The organism is Ciceribacter lividus (assembly GCF_003337715.1).
In the GTDB taxonomy this organism is placed as follows: domain Bacteria; phylum Pseudomonadota; class Alphaproteobacteria; order Rhizobiales; family Rhizobiaceae; genus Allorhizobium; species Allorhizobium lividum.
Genome location: NZ_QPIX01000012.1, coordinates 101,976 through 118,138 on the forward strand (window position 1 = coordinate 101,976; position 16,163 = coordinate 118,138).

Sequence of the window (16,163 nt, forward strand, 5' to 3'; positions counted from 1 at the left end):
GAGGTTAAGGCCATCGGGTTTCCCCGTCAATTGCCCAGCCACACCTATACCGGTTGACCAAGAAGACACGGCAAGTCACTTTTCCGGCTGTCACATGCCACAGTGAGTTGAGGTGAACAGTAGCGACAACTTTCCGGTGTCTAAGCGGCATTCACGCCGGCGTCTTCCATTTTATCGAACACCCGATAGACGCCTGTTGCTCCGCTGGACCGCAGCCGGTCCTCGCGACCTCCAGCATGGCCTCGTAGAGATCGCGGCGCAGGCCTTGATCGACGGCTTCCTTCCGCGACGCATCGAGGCGCCCCCTGTACTGTAGCTCGCCGGCGGCGTTGAACCCGAAGAAGTCCGGTGTACAGGCGGCGCCGTAAACCCGGGCCACCGACTGATCCTCGTCGTAAAGATAGGGAAAAGGTAGCGTGTGCTCGGCCGCGAAACGCCTCATGTTTTCGAAGGAATCCTCCGGATAGGCGAGTGCGTCATTGGAGCTGATCGCGACGAACCCGATCCCGACGCCAGCCAGATCGCGGGCATCCCTGACGATGCGGGAGATCACCGCCCGCACATAGGGGCAGTGGTTGCAGATGAACGCGACGACGAGTCCCCGCGGTCCTGCCAGCTCCAGGATGGACAAGGTCCGGCCATCGACCGCGGGAAGCTTTGCATCCACGGCCTTCCAGCCAAAGTCGCACAAGGGGGTGGTCGTCGCAGCCATCCGATATCCTCGCAAGACATCCAGGTACGATCAGGCGGCTTTCTGCCCGAGCGCCGCATCCGCCGCCGCGCGGATCGCTCTAATATTGTCCGTATAGGCCGCCTTGTCACTCCCTTTGAAGATCGCCGAACCTGCCACGAGCACGTCGGCGCCCGCGGCCGCCACCAGCGGCGCGGTTACAGGTGTGACCCCGCCGTCGATCTCGATATGGATCGGCCGGTTGCCGATCATAGCCCGCACACGACGGACCTTCTCGACAACGGCGGGAATGAAGGCCTGGCCGCCGAAGCCGGGATTGACCGTCATCAGCAGAACGAGATCGACACGGTCGAGCACGTATTCGATGACGCTTTCCGGCGTCGACGGGTTGAGCGAAACACCGGCCTTCTTCCCGAGTGCTCTGATCGCCTGCAGCGAGCGGTCGAGATGGGGACCCGCCTCGGCATGGACCGTGATGATGTCGCAGCCGGCTTCGGCAAAGGCTTCGAGATAGGGATCGGCTGGCGCGATCATCAGATGGCAGTCGAACACCGCATCGGTGCGGTTGCGGATCGCCTTGATGACCGGTGGGCCGAAGGTGATGTTAGGCACGAAATGGCCGTCCATGACGTCCAGGTGAATCCAGTCCGCGCCTGCCTGCACAACGGCCTCGACCTCGTCGCCGAGGCGGGAGAAGTCAGCGGAAAGCACGGAAGGGGCGATGATGGTGGACATAGGCTTTTCTCCTGCCGTCGGATAAGTGCCTGCGGTCGGATTTTCCGGCCACAGGATTCTATTGGTGTTTTGCGCGGCTGATCCCGCACGTCAGGCCGCAATGCCGAGCGGTCCCCGCCAGCCGGGGAAAAGCGCGTCGGCGTCATGCGGGAAGCTCTCGAAGGCACGGGCGAACTCGTGGTGATCCTTGGCGAATTCAAGCGGATCGGCGGTTTCCTTCCAGCATTGCTCCGCCTGACGGAGCGATTTCGCGCCCGCCGCCGGCCCGTCTATGTGGCCGTAGGAGCCGCCGCCGGCCGTCATGATCAGGTTCGAATGGCCGAGATTGGCGAAGAAGCCCGGCATACGAAGCGCGTTCATGCCTCCGGAGATGATCGGCGTCGTCGGGTTCATGCCGAGCCATTCCTGATGAAAGTACGGCCCGTCGGCGCTGTCGTCGGTAATCATGAAGGCCATGATCCGGTCGGCCGCCTCGCCCTCCATCTTGCCGAAGCCCATGGTTCCGGTGTGGATGCCGGAGGCGCCCTGGAGCCGCGCCATCTTCGAAAGGACGAACGCCGTGTATCCGCGCTTCGACTGCGGCGAGGTCACCGCCCCGTGGCCCGCGCGGTGATAGTGCAGGTACTGCCTGGGGAAGTTGCGCCGCGCCGTCGTGATCGCTGCAGGACCCGCAACATAGCCGTCGACGAGGAAGGCGACGTGGTCGGCGTTTTCCGCGAAGGTCTCGAGGATGAACTCGCCGCGCGCCAGCATTTCGTAATGGTCGTCGGCAGTGATATTGGCCGAGAAGAGCTTTGCCTCGCCGGTCTTGTCCTGCGCGCGCCGCATCGCGTCGGCAACCGCCCGGATCGTTTCCTTGAAGGGCGAGAAGAGCTGGTTGCCCTGCGGCTCGTCATTCTTGATGAAGTCGCCGCCGAGCCAGAAATCATAGCATGCCCGCGCGAACGGTTCCGGACGCAGCCCGAGCTTCGGCTTGACGATCGTGCCGACGATGAACCCGCCGTCGACCACCGGACGGCCGAGAACGCGCCACAGATCCTTGATCGTCGTAGCCGGCCCGTCGAACAGCTTCAGATAGGCCGGCGGCACGTAGAAATCGTGCATCTTGGCATATTCGACGTCGCCCATGCCCTGGTTGTTGCCGATGGTGAGCGTCAGGAACGAGGCCAGCATTGCCCGTCCGTCGATGATGTTGCGGTCGAAGAGCTCGATGGGGTAGGCAATCTTCATCAGCTCATTCTTCTCGTCGACCTCGTAGACGAGGGCGTCGACACCGCGGGTGAAATTGTCCGTCGTCGAAACTTCGACATTGGTGCCCGTCGACGACTCGGCCGCGAAATGCGCCGCTGTTTCGACATAGCCATGGCCGGCCTTCGGCTTCATGATATACGCGCAAAGAACGTGTTTTCCTCCGGCGATGAGCATCTCTTCGGTCAGGCTCAGATCGGCATAACGGTTGGACTGGTCCATTGTTCATCTCCTCTTGGTTGGAGGCTATTCGGCCGCGGCCCGGACAGCGATTTGCGGATCGAGCTTTCCGCTAGCGTAGCGCTTGGCCATTTCGTCCATCGGAATGACCTTGATTTTCGAGGCATTTCCGGCCGTACCGAAGGCCTCGAAGCGATCCCGGCAAAGATCGCGCATCGCATCCATCGCCGGCTTCAGGAACTTGCGCGGGTCGAATTCCCCGGGCCGTTCCATCGCGACCTTGCGGAACTGACCGGCCATCGCCATGCGGCAATCGGTGTCGATGTTGACCTTGCGCACACCGTGCTTGATGCCGCGGACAATTTCCTCGACAGGAACACCGAAGGTCTGGGGCATTTCGCCGCCGTACCTGTTGATGACGTCCTGCAGTTCCTGCGGAACGGAGGACGAACCGTGCATCACGAGATGTGTGTTCGGCAGCTTTGCGTGAATTTCCTCGATGACACGCATCGCGAGGATGTCGCCGGTCGGCTTTCGGGTGAACTTGTAGGCACCGTGCGAGGTGCCGCATGCAATCGCCAGCGCATCGACCTTGGTGCGGGTGACGAAATCGACCGCCTGGTCGGGATCGGTCAGCAACTGGTCGTGGCTGAGCTTGCCCTCGGCGCCATGGCCGTCCTCGGCCTCGGACTCGCCGGTCTCGAGCGAGCCGAGCACGCCGAGTTCGCCTTCGACCGAGGCGCCGACCCAATGGGCCATGCGGGCGACACGCTCGGTGATTTCCAAATTGTATTCGTAGGAGGCGGGCGTCTTGGCGTCGGCCAATAGCGAGCCGTCCATCATCACCGAGGTGAAGCCGTGGCGGATCGCGGTCATGCAAGTCGCCTCGTCGTTGCCGTGGTCCTGGTGCATGCACACGGGGATGTCGGGGTAGATCTCGACGAGCGCGTCGATCATCTTCGCAAGCATGATGTCGTTGGCGTAGGTGCGGGCACCGCGCGACGCCTGAATGATGACGGGCGCGTCACAGGCTTTCGCGGCCTCCATGATCGCGAGGCCCTGTTCCATGTTGTTGATGTTGAATGCCGGCACGCCGTAGCCGCGTTCGGCGGCGTGATCGAGCAGTTGCCGCAGTGTAATCCTTGCCATGGGTTCGTGATCCTTTCACGCGAGTTTCAACTACCGCTGCATGCGGCGACGATGACCAGCTAGCGCACCAGCCTGCGAGCAGCCTCCTCCGCGGCCTCGGCGGTAATGCCGAAATGACGATAAAGCTCCGGCGCCGGTGCACTCGCGCCGAAGCCGTTCATTCCGATGAAAGCGCCGTTCTCGCCGATGTAGCGATCCCAGCCGAGGCGGCACGCCGCCTCGATGGCCACGCGCGGCGCCGTGCCGAGCACCGAGCGGCGATACTCAGGCGTCTGCTCTTCGAAAAGTTCCCAGGACGGCATCGACACGACCGCCGCTGCGATGCCGTGATCGGCCTGAAGGCGTTCGGCCGCGGCGCAGGCGATTTCCACCTCCGATCCCGTGGCGAGCAGCGTGACGTCCCGCGCCGTCCCCGGCTCTCTCAAGACATAGGCGCCGAGCACAGCCGGAGCTGTCGAGCTGTGGCCGAGCCGCAGCATCGGCAGGTTCTGGCGCGACAGGACCAACACGCTCGGCCGGTCCTGCTGCCTCAATGCGATCTCCCAGCATTCGGCCGTCTCGACAATGTCGCAGGGCCGGAAGACGGTGAGGTTCGGCGTCGCCCGCAGCATCGCGAGATGCTCGATCGGCTGATGGGTCGGCCCGTCCTCGCCGAGGCCGATGGAATCATGAGTCATCACATAGATGACCTGCTGCCCCATCAGCGCCGACAGCCGCATGGCCCCGCGGGCGTAATCGGAAAAGACCAGAAAAGTGCCACCATAGGGAATGATCCCGCCATGCAGCGCCAATCCGTTCATGGCGGCCGCCATGCCGTGCTCGCGGATGCCGTAGTGGATGTAGCGACCGGAAAAGTCCTTCGCGGCGACATCCTCCATACCCTTGGTGACCGTCAGGTTGGAATGCGTGAGATCAGCCGAACCACCGATCGTCAGGTCGGTGAGGTTGTTGACGACCCCGAGCACCATTTCCGAGGCCTTGCGGGTCGCAACCTTGGTCGCCTTCTCGACGTGCTCACGGCGGAAAGCGTCGAGCGCCTCGAAAAGCGTGTCCGGCAATTCCTTCCGCAGCGTTCTCCGGAAGACTTCGGCCTCAGGTGACGCCTCGAGCCGCGCCGACCAACGGCGTCGGGCCTCTCCGCCGCGATTGGCAACCTCGCTCCAGCGATCGAGGATCGCCTCCGGTACCTCGAACGGCGCATGCGGCCACTGAAGCAGCTCGCGAGCGGCTGCGATCTCCGCCTCGCCGAGCGGCGCGCCATGGGTCTTCTCCGAACCCTGCAGGTTCGGAGCGCCCTTGCCGATCACCGTTCGGCAGGAGATGAGCGACGGCCGATCGGATTGCCGTGCGCGGGCAATCGCCCGTTCGACCGCCTCGAAGTCGTGTCCGTCGACGTCCTGAACATCGAAACCGGCGGCCGTGAAGCGTGCAAGCTGGTCCAGCGACGTGGAGAGGTTCGTCGGACCATCGATCGAGATCGAATTGTTGTCCCAGAGCACGATCAGTCGGGAAAGCCGCAGATGGCCCGCGAGATCGATCGCCTCGTGGCTGATCCCCTCCTGGAGGCACCCGTCGCCGGCAATCACATAGGTGTAGTGGTCGACGAGTTCGTCTCCGAAGCGGGCATTGGCGAGGCGTTCGGCGAGCGCCATTCCGACCGCGGTCGAGATGCCCTGACCGAGCGGACCTGTCGTCGTCTCGATGCCGCTGGCATGGCCATATTCCGGGTGGCCGGCTGTCCTGGCTCCGAGTTGCCGGAAACGCTTGAGTTCCTCGGCCGTCATGTCCGGATAGCCGACGAGATAGTGTAGCGCATACTGCAGCATGGAACCGTGCCCCGCCGAAAGGACGAAGCGGTCACGATCCGGCCAATCGGGATGAGCGGGGTCGATCTTGAGGAATCGCGTGAAGAGGACCGTCGCAACATCCGCCATGCCCATCGGCATTCCCGGATGACCGGAATTCGCCCGCTGCACGCCATCCATGGCCAGCGCACGGACGGCGTTCGCCATGTCGCGATCACTCACCTCCATCGGCTCGGGGCTCGTCTTCAGGGCTCGTTCTTGCATGGGTTCCTCCTCAGGATGCGCGATTGCGACGCTCGATCAGCTGCAGGATCAGCGGCGTCAGAATGAGCTGCATGGCGAGATCGAGCTTGTTGCCGGGAACGACGATCGAATTCGCCCGCGACATGAAGGAATCGTGGATCATCGACAGCAGATAGGGAAAATCGATACCCCGCGGCTTCGCGAAGCGGATGACGAGCATGGATTCGTCCGCCGTCGGGATCCAGCGTGCGACGAACGGATTCGACGTGTCAACGATGGGCACACGCTGGAAATTGATATCGGTCTGCGTGAATTGCGGCGTGATGTACCGGACGTAGTCCGGCATGCGCCTCAGGATCACATCCATGACGGCCTCGGTCGAATAGCCGCGTGTCGCCCGGTCCCGGTGGATCTTCTGGATCCATTCGAGATTGATGACCGGAACGACCCCGATCTTCAGGTCGCCGAAGCGTGCGAGATTGACCTTCTCGGTCACCGCGCAGCCATGCAGCCCTTCGTAGAAGAGGAGATCACTCGGGCCGAATTCCCGCCACTCCGTGAACGTGCCTGCCGGGGCATTGTATTGCGCGGCCTCCTCGTCGTCGTGGATGTAGGTTCGGGTCCGGCCAGAGCCGCGGCGGGAGTATTCGTCGAAGACCTGCTCAAGCAGCTCGAGCTCGTTCGCCTCGGCATTGAAATGGGTGAAGTTGGGATTGCCGTTCGCCTGCTCTTCGGCGACCTTCACCTTCATGGCCTGGCGGTCGTAGCGGTGGAAGGCATCGCCTTCTATGAAGGCCGCTTCGATGTTTTCGCGCCGGAAGATCTGCTCGAATATCCGCTTCACCGAGGTCGTGCCGGCGCCGGAGGAGCCGGTGATCGATATGATCGGGTGCTTGGTCGACATCCGCATCGCCTCCCGTCAGGCCCTGAACAAGCCGCGATTGTTGAAGAGAGGCGCACGCTCGCCGATGAAGCTCGGGTCCGTATGGTAGCGGGCGATCCGATGTACTTCGCGCGCCGAGCCGAAGACCAGCGGCACGCGCTGGTGCATGCTCTGCGGCGTCAGATCCAGGATCCGATTGACCGTATCCGTTGCCGCACCGCCTGCCTGTTCGATGAGGAAAGCGATCGGGTTGGCCTCGTAGACGAGCCGGATACGACCCTCGCCATAGCCCTTGCGCCTGTCGCCGGGATAGAGAAACACGCCGCCGCGCATCAGGATACGGTAGGTTTCGGCGACGAGCGAAGCGATCCAGCGCATGTTGAACTCCTTTTCTCGCGGACCTTCCGTTCCCTTGAGACAGTCGTCGACATAGAGACGAACCGACTCATCCCAGTGCCGATAGTTGGCGGCATTGATCGCGAATTCCTGGGTTTTGGGCGCGAGCACCACGCTCTCGTAGGCCTGCATGAAGGTCCCGAGTCGGGACGAAAAGACGAAGACGTGCGTACCGTTGCCGACCGTCAGTACGAGCGCGAGCTGCGGACCGTAGATGAAGAAGCCGGCAGCGAGCTGCACGCCTCCCGGCTGGAAGAAGGAGGCGTGTCGCTCGCTGACCGGTTCACCGACCACAGGGAGGATCGAAAAGATCGTGCCGATCGAGACGTTGGTGTCGATGTTCGAGGAGCCGTCGAGCGGGTCGATCGCAACGGCAATCGGTGCGCCCGGATCGAGGACGACGGGGTGTTCCAGTTCCTCCGAGCCATAGAGGCAGACCGGCGCCTGCCGCATCGCCTCGATGAACATGTCGTCGGCGTGAACGTCGAGGTCCTTCTGGGCGTCGCCGTCGCTGTTGGAGCGTCCGCGATGGCCGGCAAACGCGCTGCCGAGTGCGCCCTGGTTAATGGTCTTGCGCATCGCCGTGGCGGTCAGGGCCAGCTGCCGAACCGTTTGGGAAACCGCAATCCTCAGCGGGTCTCCGCCTGCAGTGTAGGAACTCAGAAAGGCGTCTAAAGTCGCCGGAACCATTGTCCTATCCTCCCCGCCCACTCCTCTTGTCGGGCATGGAGGTATCGAAACAGAGATGCCGAACTTAGTAAAATTTATTATATTTACGTCGTGGATAAAAATATTTAAGCTTCAACGCTATGCGCAATCTGACCCTGAAAAACCTGCGAGCGATAGAAGCAGTTTTGAAGCACGGCACCATTGCCGGCGCTGCGAACGCAATCGGACTGACCCCGCCGGCGATCACCATCCAGTTGAAACAGGTGGAGGAGGGGGCCGGTCTGCTCCTTTTCGACCGGACGAACGAGGGCCTGCGCCCGACGGCTGCTGGATACGCCTTCGTCGATGCCGCCCGCGCCGTCGAGGAGCGGCTGCGGCTTCTCGATGACGAGATCGACGCGATCAAAGGTCTGCGGGCCGGCACGCTGACGCTCGGTTGTGTGTCGACCGCCAAATATTTCGCACCGCGCCTGATGGCAACTTTCAAGAAGGAGCATCCGGACATTTCGATAACGCTCTCGATCGGCAACCGGGCCGAGATCATTTCGAGCCTCAAGAATCACGAGATCGATATCGCGCTGATGGGACGACCACCGAAGGACCTGCCGCTGAGTTCATCGATCTTCGGGGACCATCCGCTTGTCATGGTCGCGGCGCCCGATCACCCGCTTGCCGAAAAGCGCGGAATCACCAAGGAGGAGATCGCGCGGGAACACTTCCTGATCCGCGAACGTGGTTCCGGTACCCGCATCTCACTCGAAATCTTCCTGAGCGAGATCCCGGGCAAGCTCGACGAACTCGGCACGGAAATGGCCTCGAACGAGACCATCAAGCAGGCTGTGATGGCAGGATTGGGCGTCGCATTCATTTCCGCCCACACGATCGCGATGGAGCTGGAATACGGCAAGCTGACGATGCTCGATGTGATCGGCATGCCGATTCGCCGCCAGTGGTTTTCGGTGATGCGCACAGATCGCACCCTGTCGCCCGCCATGACGGCGTTTCAGGACTTTCTGCGCCGTCGCGGCGCACAGTGCCTGCCCTTCTTCAACCGGCTTTATCCGGAAGTCACGGAATAAGATCGACGAGGGGCCGCACCAACGGCCATCCCGGCTCCGCATCTTCACGAGTCGTGATGGAACAAACCGCCGCAGGCAGCACCATTGCCTTCGGGGCCGCCTATGCGGTATCCCTGACGGGAACCGAGGATTCACGGGCGATGGCGAACCGACACAAGATGACACGCGGCCTGCTGCACGTTCTGTGCACGCTCGCGCTGTTTTTTGTCGGGTTTGCCCACAAGGTTCCCGAGGTTTTCACCAACCTGTCGCCACAGGAAGTCGCCGCCTACACATTGCCGGACGGTACCCTTCCCGAACTCTGCCTTCCCTCCACGGACGGCGGCGACCATGACCACGGGACAGCCTTCGGCACCGGTTGCGAGGCCTGTATCATCAGTGCCTCGATCATCCTGCCCTTGCCGGCCGATGTCGCAGACCGGCCGCCGCGACAGGTTGGAGAAGCCGTCCTCCCTGTCCGCTACGAGGCGTTCTATCGCCAGATCTATCCGCCGAACGCGGCCCCGAGAGCACCTCCCGCCGATTCCGTTGCCTGAACGCCGTGGCGCTTGCGCCCCGGATTTCGTCAACATGGCCGGCGATCCCCAAGACTCCGCATGGGCGGAAGGAGCGGTGACCGGCCAAGACCGGAATCACCATCATGCTCAACATTTCCGTTCCCAAGGACGCGGCCCACGTGGCACCGCCCGAACTCGTCATGCCGTTCTCGCGGCAGGCGCGCTCCACCCAAAGCCGGATCATTTCGCCCGGCACGACGATCTACTTTGAGGGTTTCCGCCGTTCGCCGGCATACCGTCTCGTCGACGGTTGCGTGGCGATATCGCAGGCATTGCGCGACGGTCGCCGGCAGATCGTCGACATCCTGGGTCCCGGCCGTCTCTTCGGCCTCTCCCTCGGCGACAGCAATCCCTGCTCGGCAGAAAGCCTGACCTACAGCCACATCGAACAGCTGGACGAGAACCTGGAACCGGCCGAGGCCCAGCAGGAGATACACCTCATGCTGCGGCGGGCGCAGGCGCACGCCACTCTCCTCGGTCGAAAAACGGCCATGGAAAAGGTCTCCTCCGCGGTTCTCGATCTTTCCTGCCAGTTCGCGCGGACGTCGAGATCGCCGAAACGCCGTCGTGTGACCTTCACGCTCTATCTCACCCGCGCCGATCTCGCCGATTGGCTGGGACTGACGGTCGAGACCGTCAGTCGCTGCCTCAACCAGCTCAAACGCGGGGGGGTGATCGATTTCGACCATCCGGAAATCGTCACGATCCTGGATCGGGAAGCGCTGATGGAGATCGCCGACGTCGGCAGCACGTGCCGCTCGATGTGAACATAGCCGGCAGCACCATCCGGCACGCGGAAAACGCCTGTTGGGGAACGGGATCAAGCCGGGTGCCGGTGACTACTTTCAAACACAGGGGACTATTCTGATGAAGACATTGCTCAAATGCGCAATCGCCGGGCTGGCGATGATCCTTGCCGGCCCCGCGCTGGCCGAGATCAAGGTGACGGACGTCAAGGGTCGTGAGGTGACGCTCGCCGCACCCGCAAAACGCGTCGTTCTCAATTTCTACTACGAGGACTATCTGGCCGTCGTCGGCCCCGGAGCGATGGACAAGGTCGTCGCACTTTCGCTTTCCACCTGGAAGGACTGGCGCCCGAAACAGTTCGAGAAATATCTCGAAGCCATTCCCGCGATCGCCGACATCCCGGACGTGGGTGACGCCGAGAACGGTACCTTCTCCGCCGAGAAGGTCATCGCCGCCAAGCCCGATCTCGTGATCCTCGGCGCCTGGACCTATGACGCAATGGGCGACACCGTGCATCAAATCGAGCAGGCCGGTATTCCGGTGGTGACACTGGACTACAACGCCCAGACGCTCGAGAAGCACATTCAGTCGACCCTTATTCTGGGCAAGGTCATGGGTTCGGAGGACAGGGCCGAAAAGCTCGTCGCCAACTACAAGGAGGCGATGGATGACATTGCGACACGGATCAAGGCCGCCGGTCCGTCGAACAAGAAGGTCTATGTGGAGCTTGCGCAGAAAGGACCCTCGGAAGTCGGCAACAGCTATGGCAACGGCATGTGGGGCACGCTGGTCGACTCGCTCGGCGGTCTCAACATCGCCAAGGGACAGGTCGAGAACTGGGGACCGCTCAGCCCGGAATACGTGCTGACCCAGAAGCCCGACGTCATCTTTCTTGCCGGTTCGGAATGGCTGAACAAGCCGCAGGCCGTCTCGGTCGGTTTCGGCGCCGATCCGACCGTCGCGCGGGAGAGAATGAAGGCCTATCTCGGCCGCCCCGGCTGGTCGGAACTGCCGGCGGTCGCCTCCGGCAATGTGCACGCCATCTATCACGGCGGCACGCGGACGCTCTCCGACTACGTCTACGCCCAGTACATAGCAAAGCAACTCTATCCGGAGGCATTCAAGGACGTGCACCCGGCGAAGAACCTCGCGGACTATTATGAAACATGGCTGCCCATCAAGGCGGACGGCGTCTTCGTCCTTCCCTACCAGGCGCCGGGTCAATGACCGCGGACGCACCAGCGATCGAGAAGTTGCGCGGCGGTTACCGCCGCGCAACCCTTCTGCGGCTCACAGCATTGGCGGGAGCATTCGCAAGCCTCCTTGCCTTCATGATCATCGATCTCGCGACCGGACCGTCGGGGATGCCGGTTTCGACCGTGTGGGCCACCTTGCTGGGCGGACCGCACGGTAGCGATGCAATGGCCGCCACCATTCTCTGGCAGCTGCGGATGCCGCAAACGCTGATGGGCGCTCTCGTCGGCGCCAGCCTCGGCACCTGCGGGCTGCAGATGCAGACCATTCTCTCCAATCCGCTTGCGAGCCCCTTCACGCTCGGCTTTTCGGCCGCGGCCGGTTTCGGAGCCGCGCTCGCGATCATGTTCGGCGGGCTCCTGCCGCTTCCGGATCTTCTCGTGGTCCCGGTTTCCGCCTTCCTGATGACGCTTGTCGCCTGCGCGCTCGTCTATTCAATCGCATCGCTTCGCGGCGCGACACCGGAAATCCTGGTGCTGGCCGGCATCGCCGTGCTCTTCTTCTTTCAGTCGATGCAATCTCTCCTGCAATTCCTCGCCTCACCCGAGGTCCTGCAGCAGATCGTCTTCTGGCTCTTCGGCAGCCTGCTCAAGGCGACCTGGCTCAGCGTCGCAGTTCTCTCCGTGGTGCTCGCGCTCGTCTTGCCCTTCGTGCTGCGCGACTCGTGGAAGCTGACGGTCTTGCGGCTCGGCGACGCCAATGCCGCAAGCCTCGGGCTATCCGTGGAGAGCCTCCGCACGAAGACCTTCCTGCTCGTTGCCCTGATGACGGCAGCCGCAGTCTCCTTTGTCGGCACGATCGGCTTCATCGGCCTGATCGCCCCGCATGCAGCAAGAGCGGCCGTCGGCGAGGATCACCGGTTCGCCCTGCCGATGGCCGCATTGGCCGGCGCGACGATGCTGGTCGCAGCCTCGGTCTTCGGCAAACTCATCTCACCTGGTGCGGTCATCCCGGTCGGCATCATTACGGCGGTTGCCGGCGTGCCCGTGCTGTTCGCCGTTATCGCCCGGCGCGGTCGTGGAGGCGTCTGATGCGGAAAGGTCTCATACTGGACAAAGTGGCTGTCGAGCGTGGTCGAACAACGATCGTCAGCCATTTCTCGGCCGCTCTCGTTCCCTCCCAGCTCGTCGCCGTCATCGGACCGAACGGTGCGGGCAAGTCCACACTCCTCGGAGCAATCGCCGGCGATATCCCTCACAAGGGGTCCATCCGCTGGAACGGACAGGCCGTCGACCGCGCCGCCGTCGGTTTCATGCCGCAATATTGCGCTGTGCGGGCGGAGTTGTCCGTATTGCAGGTCCTGCTGCTCGGGCGCCACGAAAAGCTCGGCTGGCACGTAGGTGAGGATGATCTCTCGGCTGCGGCCGAAATCCTCTGCTCCCTCGGCCTCGACCATCTGGCCGAACGCCCCATGACCACGCTCTCCGGCGGGCAACAGCAGATGGTGCTCCTCGCACAGAGGCTCATACGCGAGCCGCGCCTGCTCATTCTGGACGAGGCGACCAGCGCACTCGATCTGCGCCACCAGATCGGCGTGCTGGACCTCCTCAAGGACTACGCGAAACGAACCGGCGCCCTCGTCCTGATCGCCATCCACGATCTCAATCTTGCGGCCCGCCATGCCGACAGCCTAATGCTGCTCCACAACGGTGCGCTCGTGTCCCACGGAACCTCGTCAGAGGTCCTGACACTGCCGGCCATCCGCTCGATCTACCAGATCGAGGCGGAGGTGCTGCGCTGCCGCTCCGGCCTGCCGGTCGTCGTTCCACTCGGCGTCTCCGCAGCCGGCTCGATGTCAGATGCCGCGCAGTAACGCGGATCGCTCGGCCCCTCAGGCAGATCAAATGTGCAAGGCGTGGCCGAGTGCTTTGAGCGCTGCTTCCTGCAGGGCTTCCCCACGAGTTGGGTGAGCGTGGACTGTCGCGGCAATGTCCTCGACCCTGGCGCCCATCTCGATGGCGAGTGCGAAGGCGCTTGCCAATTCGGATACGCCGGCGCCGACCGCCTGCAGCCCGAGCACGACATTGTTGTCCGCGCGTGCCACAACCCGCACGAAACCATCTTCTGCGAGCATGGTCATCGCGCGGCCGTTGGCGCTGAACGGAAACTGTCCCACCCGCACTTCGAGACCGTTGCGGCGCGCCTCGTCCGACGACAGACCCGCGCCGAGGATCTCCGGATCGGTAAAGCACACGGCCGGAATACAGCGCTTGTCCCACCCGCGTTTCAGCCCCGAGGCGATCTCGGCAACCATCTCGCCCTGCGCCATGGCGCGGTGGGCGAGCATCGGTTCGCCGGTAATGTCACCGATGGCGAAGACACCGCGCATCGATGTTCGGCACTGGTCGTCGATGCGCAGGAATGGGCCAGAACGGTCGAGATCGAGCCCGTCAAGTCCGGACATATCCGTGTTCGGCCGGCGCCCGACGGTGACGAGTATCTTGTCGGCCTGCAGCTTATGTTCCTTGCCGTCCTCGGTCTCGACGAGCAAGGCCTCGCCCTGACCGGCAAGGCCTTTCGCCTTCGCGCCCGTCAGCACGCGGAGCCCCAGTTGCTGCAGGCGCTTCTGGACAGGACGGACGAGTTCTCCATCATATTGCGGAAGCACCTGATCTGTGGCTTCGACGACCGTCACCTCGCTTCCGAGTTTTGCGAAGGCCGTTCCGAGCTCCAGCCCGATATAGCCGCCGCCGACCACCACCAGCTTTTTCGGCAGTGCCGTGAGCGAGAGCGCCTCCGTCGAAGAGATGACTGGTCCGCCGAATGGCAGAAAGGGGAGCTCTACCGGCTTGGAACCGGTCGCGATGACGACCATCTCCGCGCGGATCACCTGCATCCCGGTTTCGGTCTGCACCTCCACGGTCTTGCCGTCCCGGAAGGCGGCGCGCCCCTGGACGATCTTCACCCGTGCCTTGCGCAGGAGACCTGAAACACCGGTGTTCAAACGGCCGACGATGCCGTCCTTCCAGGCGCTTGTCGCAGCGAGGTCGAGGCTCGGTGGCACCTGCAACGAAATGCCGAGCGGGCTCCGGCCCTCCGCCATTTGGCGGATCTTCTCGTATTCCTCCGCCGCATGGATCAGCGCCTTGGAGGGAATGCAGCCAACATTGAGACAGGTGCCCCCCGGCTTTCCCGCCTCGACGATCACCGTATCGACGCCGAGTTGGCCGGCCCGGATCGCACAGACGTAACCGCCGGGACCAGCGCCGATGACAAGGAGCTTGCAGGAAATTTCCTTCATGACTGTCAGTCCTCGATGAAGATGAGGGCAGGCGTTTCGAGCAGCGTCTTGATCCGCTGCACAAAGGTTGCGGCGTCCCAGCCGTCGATGATCCGGTGGTCGAAGCTCGACGAGAGGTTCATCATCTTGCGCGGCACGAACTGGTTGCCGTCCCAGACGGGCCGCACCACCATCTTGTTGACGCCGATAATCGCGACTTCCGGATGATTGATGATCGGTGTCGTGGCGATACCGCCGAGCGCTCCGAGGGATGTGATCGTAATCGTCGAGCCGGTCAACTCTTCGCGAAGCGCCGTGCCCGAACGGGCCGCCTCGGCGAGCCGGGTGAGTTCGGTGGCACAATCCCAAATGCTGCGAGCCTCGGCGTGACGAACGACTGGCACCGTCAGCCCCGTCGACGTTTGCGTGGCGACCCCGATATGTACCGCGCCGAACCGGGAGATGATGCCGGCGTTGTCGTCGAAGGTCGCGTTGACCTCCGGCTGGCGGGCGATCGCCTTCACCATGGCGCGCATCAGGAACGGCAGGATCGTAAGCTTCGGATGGTCCGGCTTGCGATCCCTGTTCATCGTCGTGCGCAGTTCCTCGAGGTCGGTCATGTCGACCTCCTCGACGTAGCTGATGTGGGGGATTCGCGAGGCCGAAAGCGTCATCCGTTCGGCGATCCGCCGACGCATGCCGGTAAGCTTCACCTCCTCGACATGGGTGTTGCGGACCGGGCCGTGCGACGCTGCCGGTTGCGGTGCGCCGGAAGCCAGAAAGAGCTCGATATCCTCGTGCGTGATCCGACCGGCCGGGCCTGTGCCGACGACCTGACGCAGGTCTACCCCGCTCTCCCGCGCCCGCAACCGCACGGCAGGAGAGGCGAGTGGCTTCTGCGATTCTGGCAGCGGAGACGGACGCGACGCGGGAGCGGTACCGGAGGTGCTTGGCGCTCCCCTCGCCTCGACCGCCGGCGAAACCGCGGCGGTTGGTGTTGCGCTTGCATTCTCGGCAGCAGGAGAATCGCCCTCATTCTCTCCTGAGGAGGACCCGTCGTCGTAACCGGGCACCTCTATCCTGAGCAGCGGCGCCTTGACCGAAACCGTGTCGCCGATCTCGGCGCCGACCCAGATCACCACGCCGGCGACCGGCGACGGGATCTCGACGGTCGCCTTGTCGGTCATCACAGCGGCAAGCACCATATCTTCGCGCACCGGATCGCCAGGCTTCACGTGCCATTCGACCAGCTCTGCCTCGGCGACACCTTCGCCGACATCCGGCATCTTGATGGTGAATTCACCCAT

15 protein-coding genes are annotated in these 16,163 nt (G+C 63.1%); 6 read left to right on the forward strand and 9 right to left on the reverse strand.

The window, feature by feature from the left end:
• Window positions 1-151 precede the first annotated feature (151 nt).
• From DFR48_RS18985 to DFR48_RS19015, 7 genes are all read right to left on the reverse strand, one after another.
• Window positions 152-712 (reverse strand): thioredoxin family protein, encoded by a 561-nt coding sequence (locus tag DFR48_RS18985; protein ID WP_114364789.1) that lies wholly within the window; start codon window positions 710-712, stop codon window positions 152-154.
• A gap of 30 nt (window positions 713-742) precedes the next feature.
• Window positions 743-1,426 carry a ribulose-phosphate 3-epimerase gene (rpe, locus tag DFR48_RS18990; RefSeq protein ID WP_114364790.1) on the reverse strand — a complete coding sequence of 228 codons (684 nt, stop codon included), beginning with the start codon at window positions 1,424-1,426 and terminating at the stop codon, window positions 743-745.
• A 90-nt stretch (window positions 1,427-1,516) separates the two neighbouring features.
• The gene (locus DFR48_RS18995) at window positions 1,517-2,896 is read right to left on the reverse strand and encodes a ribulose-bisphosphate carboxylase (protein WP_114364791.1); all 1,380 of its coding nucleotides are present in this window, start codon (window positions 2,894-2,896) and stop codon (window positions 1,517-1,519) included.
• A gap of 24 nt (window positions 2,897-2,920) precedes the next feature.
• Entirely contained in the window at window positions 2,921-4,003 is a 1,083-nt protein-coding gene (gene fba, locus DFR48_RS19000; protein WP_114364792.1) for a class II fructose-bisphosphate aldolase, read from the reverse strand.
• 59 nt (window positions 4,004-4,062) lie between these two features.
• On the reverse strand, window positions 4,063-6,072 hold the full coding sequence (gene tkt / locus DFR48_RS19005) for a transketolase (RefSeq protein ID WP_114364793.1): 2,010 nt from the start codon (window positions 6,070-6,072) through the stop codon (window positions 4,063-4,065).
• Between the two features lie 10 nt (window positions 6,073-6,082).
• Entirely contained in the window at window positions 6,083-6,955 is an 873-nt protein-coding gene (locus tag DFR48_RS19010) for a phosphoribulokinase (RefSeq protein WP_114364794.1), read from the reverse strand.
• 15 nt (window positions 6,956-6,970) lie between these two features.
• The gene (locus DFR48_RS19015) at window positions 6,971-8,020 is read right to left on the reverse strand and encodes a class 1 fructose-bisphosphatase (RefSeq protein ID WP_114364795.1); all 1,050 of its coding nucleotides are present in this window, start codon (window positions 8,018-8,020) and stop codon (window positions 6,971-6,973) included.
• A gap of 119 nt (window positions 8,021-8,139) precedes the next feature.
• Here DFR48_RS19015 and DFR48_RS19020 point away from each other — a divergent pair, with 119 nt between their 5' ends.
• From DFR48_RS19020 to DFR48_RS19045, 6 genes are all read left to right on the forward strand, one after another.
• Window positions 8,140-9,078, forward strand: a complete 939-nt coding sequence (locus tag DFR48_RS19020) for a LysR family transcriptional regulator (protein WP_114364796.1) — start codon at window positions 8,140-8,142, stop codon at window positions 9,076-9,078.
• 56 nt (window positions 9,079-9,134) lie between these two features.
• Window positions 9,135-9,614: a hypothetical protein gene (locus DFR48_RS19025; protein WP_245415663.1), complete on the forward strand. Its 480-nt coding sequence runs from the start codon at window positions 9,135-9,137 to the stop codon at window positions 9,612-9,614.
• Window positions 9,615-9,718: 104 nt separating this feature from the next.
• Complete coding sequence (locus tag DFR48_RS19030) at window positions 9,719-10,402, forward strand: helix-turn-helix domain-containing protein (protein WP_114364797.1); 684 nt, start codon at window positions 9,719-9,721, stop codon at window positions 10,400-10,402.
• Between the two features lie 100 nt (window positions 10,403-10,502).
• The gene (locus tag DFR48_RS19035) at window positions 10,503-11,609 is read left to right on the forward strand and encodes an ABC transporter substrate-binding protein (RefSeq protein ID WP_114364828.1); all 1,107 of its coding nucleotides are present in this window, start codon (window positions 10,503-10,505) and stop codon (window positions 11,607-11,609) included.
• Entirely contained in the window at window positions 11,606-12,667 is a 1,062-nt protein-coding gene (locus DFR48_RS19040) for a FecCD family ABC transporter permease (RefSeq protein WP_114364798.1), read from the forward strand. The genes DFR48_RS19035 and DFR48_RS19040 overlap by 4 nt, the downstream gene beginning before the upstream one ends.
• The gene (locus DFR48_RS19045) at window positions 12,667-13,449 is read left to right on the forward strand and encodes an ABC transporter ATP-binding protein (RefSeq protein WP_114364799.1); all 783 of its coding nucleotides are present in this window, start codon (window positions 12,667-12,669) and stop codon (window positions 13,447-13,449) included. Before DFR48_RS19040 ends, DFR48_RS19045 begins: the two co-directional genes overlap by 1 nt.
• A 27-nt stretch (window positions 13,450-13,476) precedes the next feature.
• On the opposite strand, the gene lpdA is transcribed toward DFR48_RS19045, so the two are convergent.
• Window positions 13,477-14,877, reverse strand: a complete 1,401-nt coding sequence (lpdA, locus tag DFR48_RS19050; protein WP_114364800.1) for a dihydrolipoyl dehydrogenase — start codon at window positions 14,875-14,877, stop codon at window positions 13,477-13,479.
• A gap of 5 nt (window positions 14,878-14,882) precedes the next feature.
• Window positions 14,883-16,163, reverse strand: a complete 1,281-nt coding sequence (locus tag DFR48_RS19055; RefSeq protein WP_114364801.1) for a dihydrolipoamide acetyltransferase family protein — start codon at window positions 16,161-16,163, stop codon at window positions 14,883-14,885.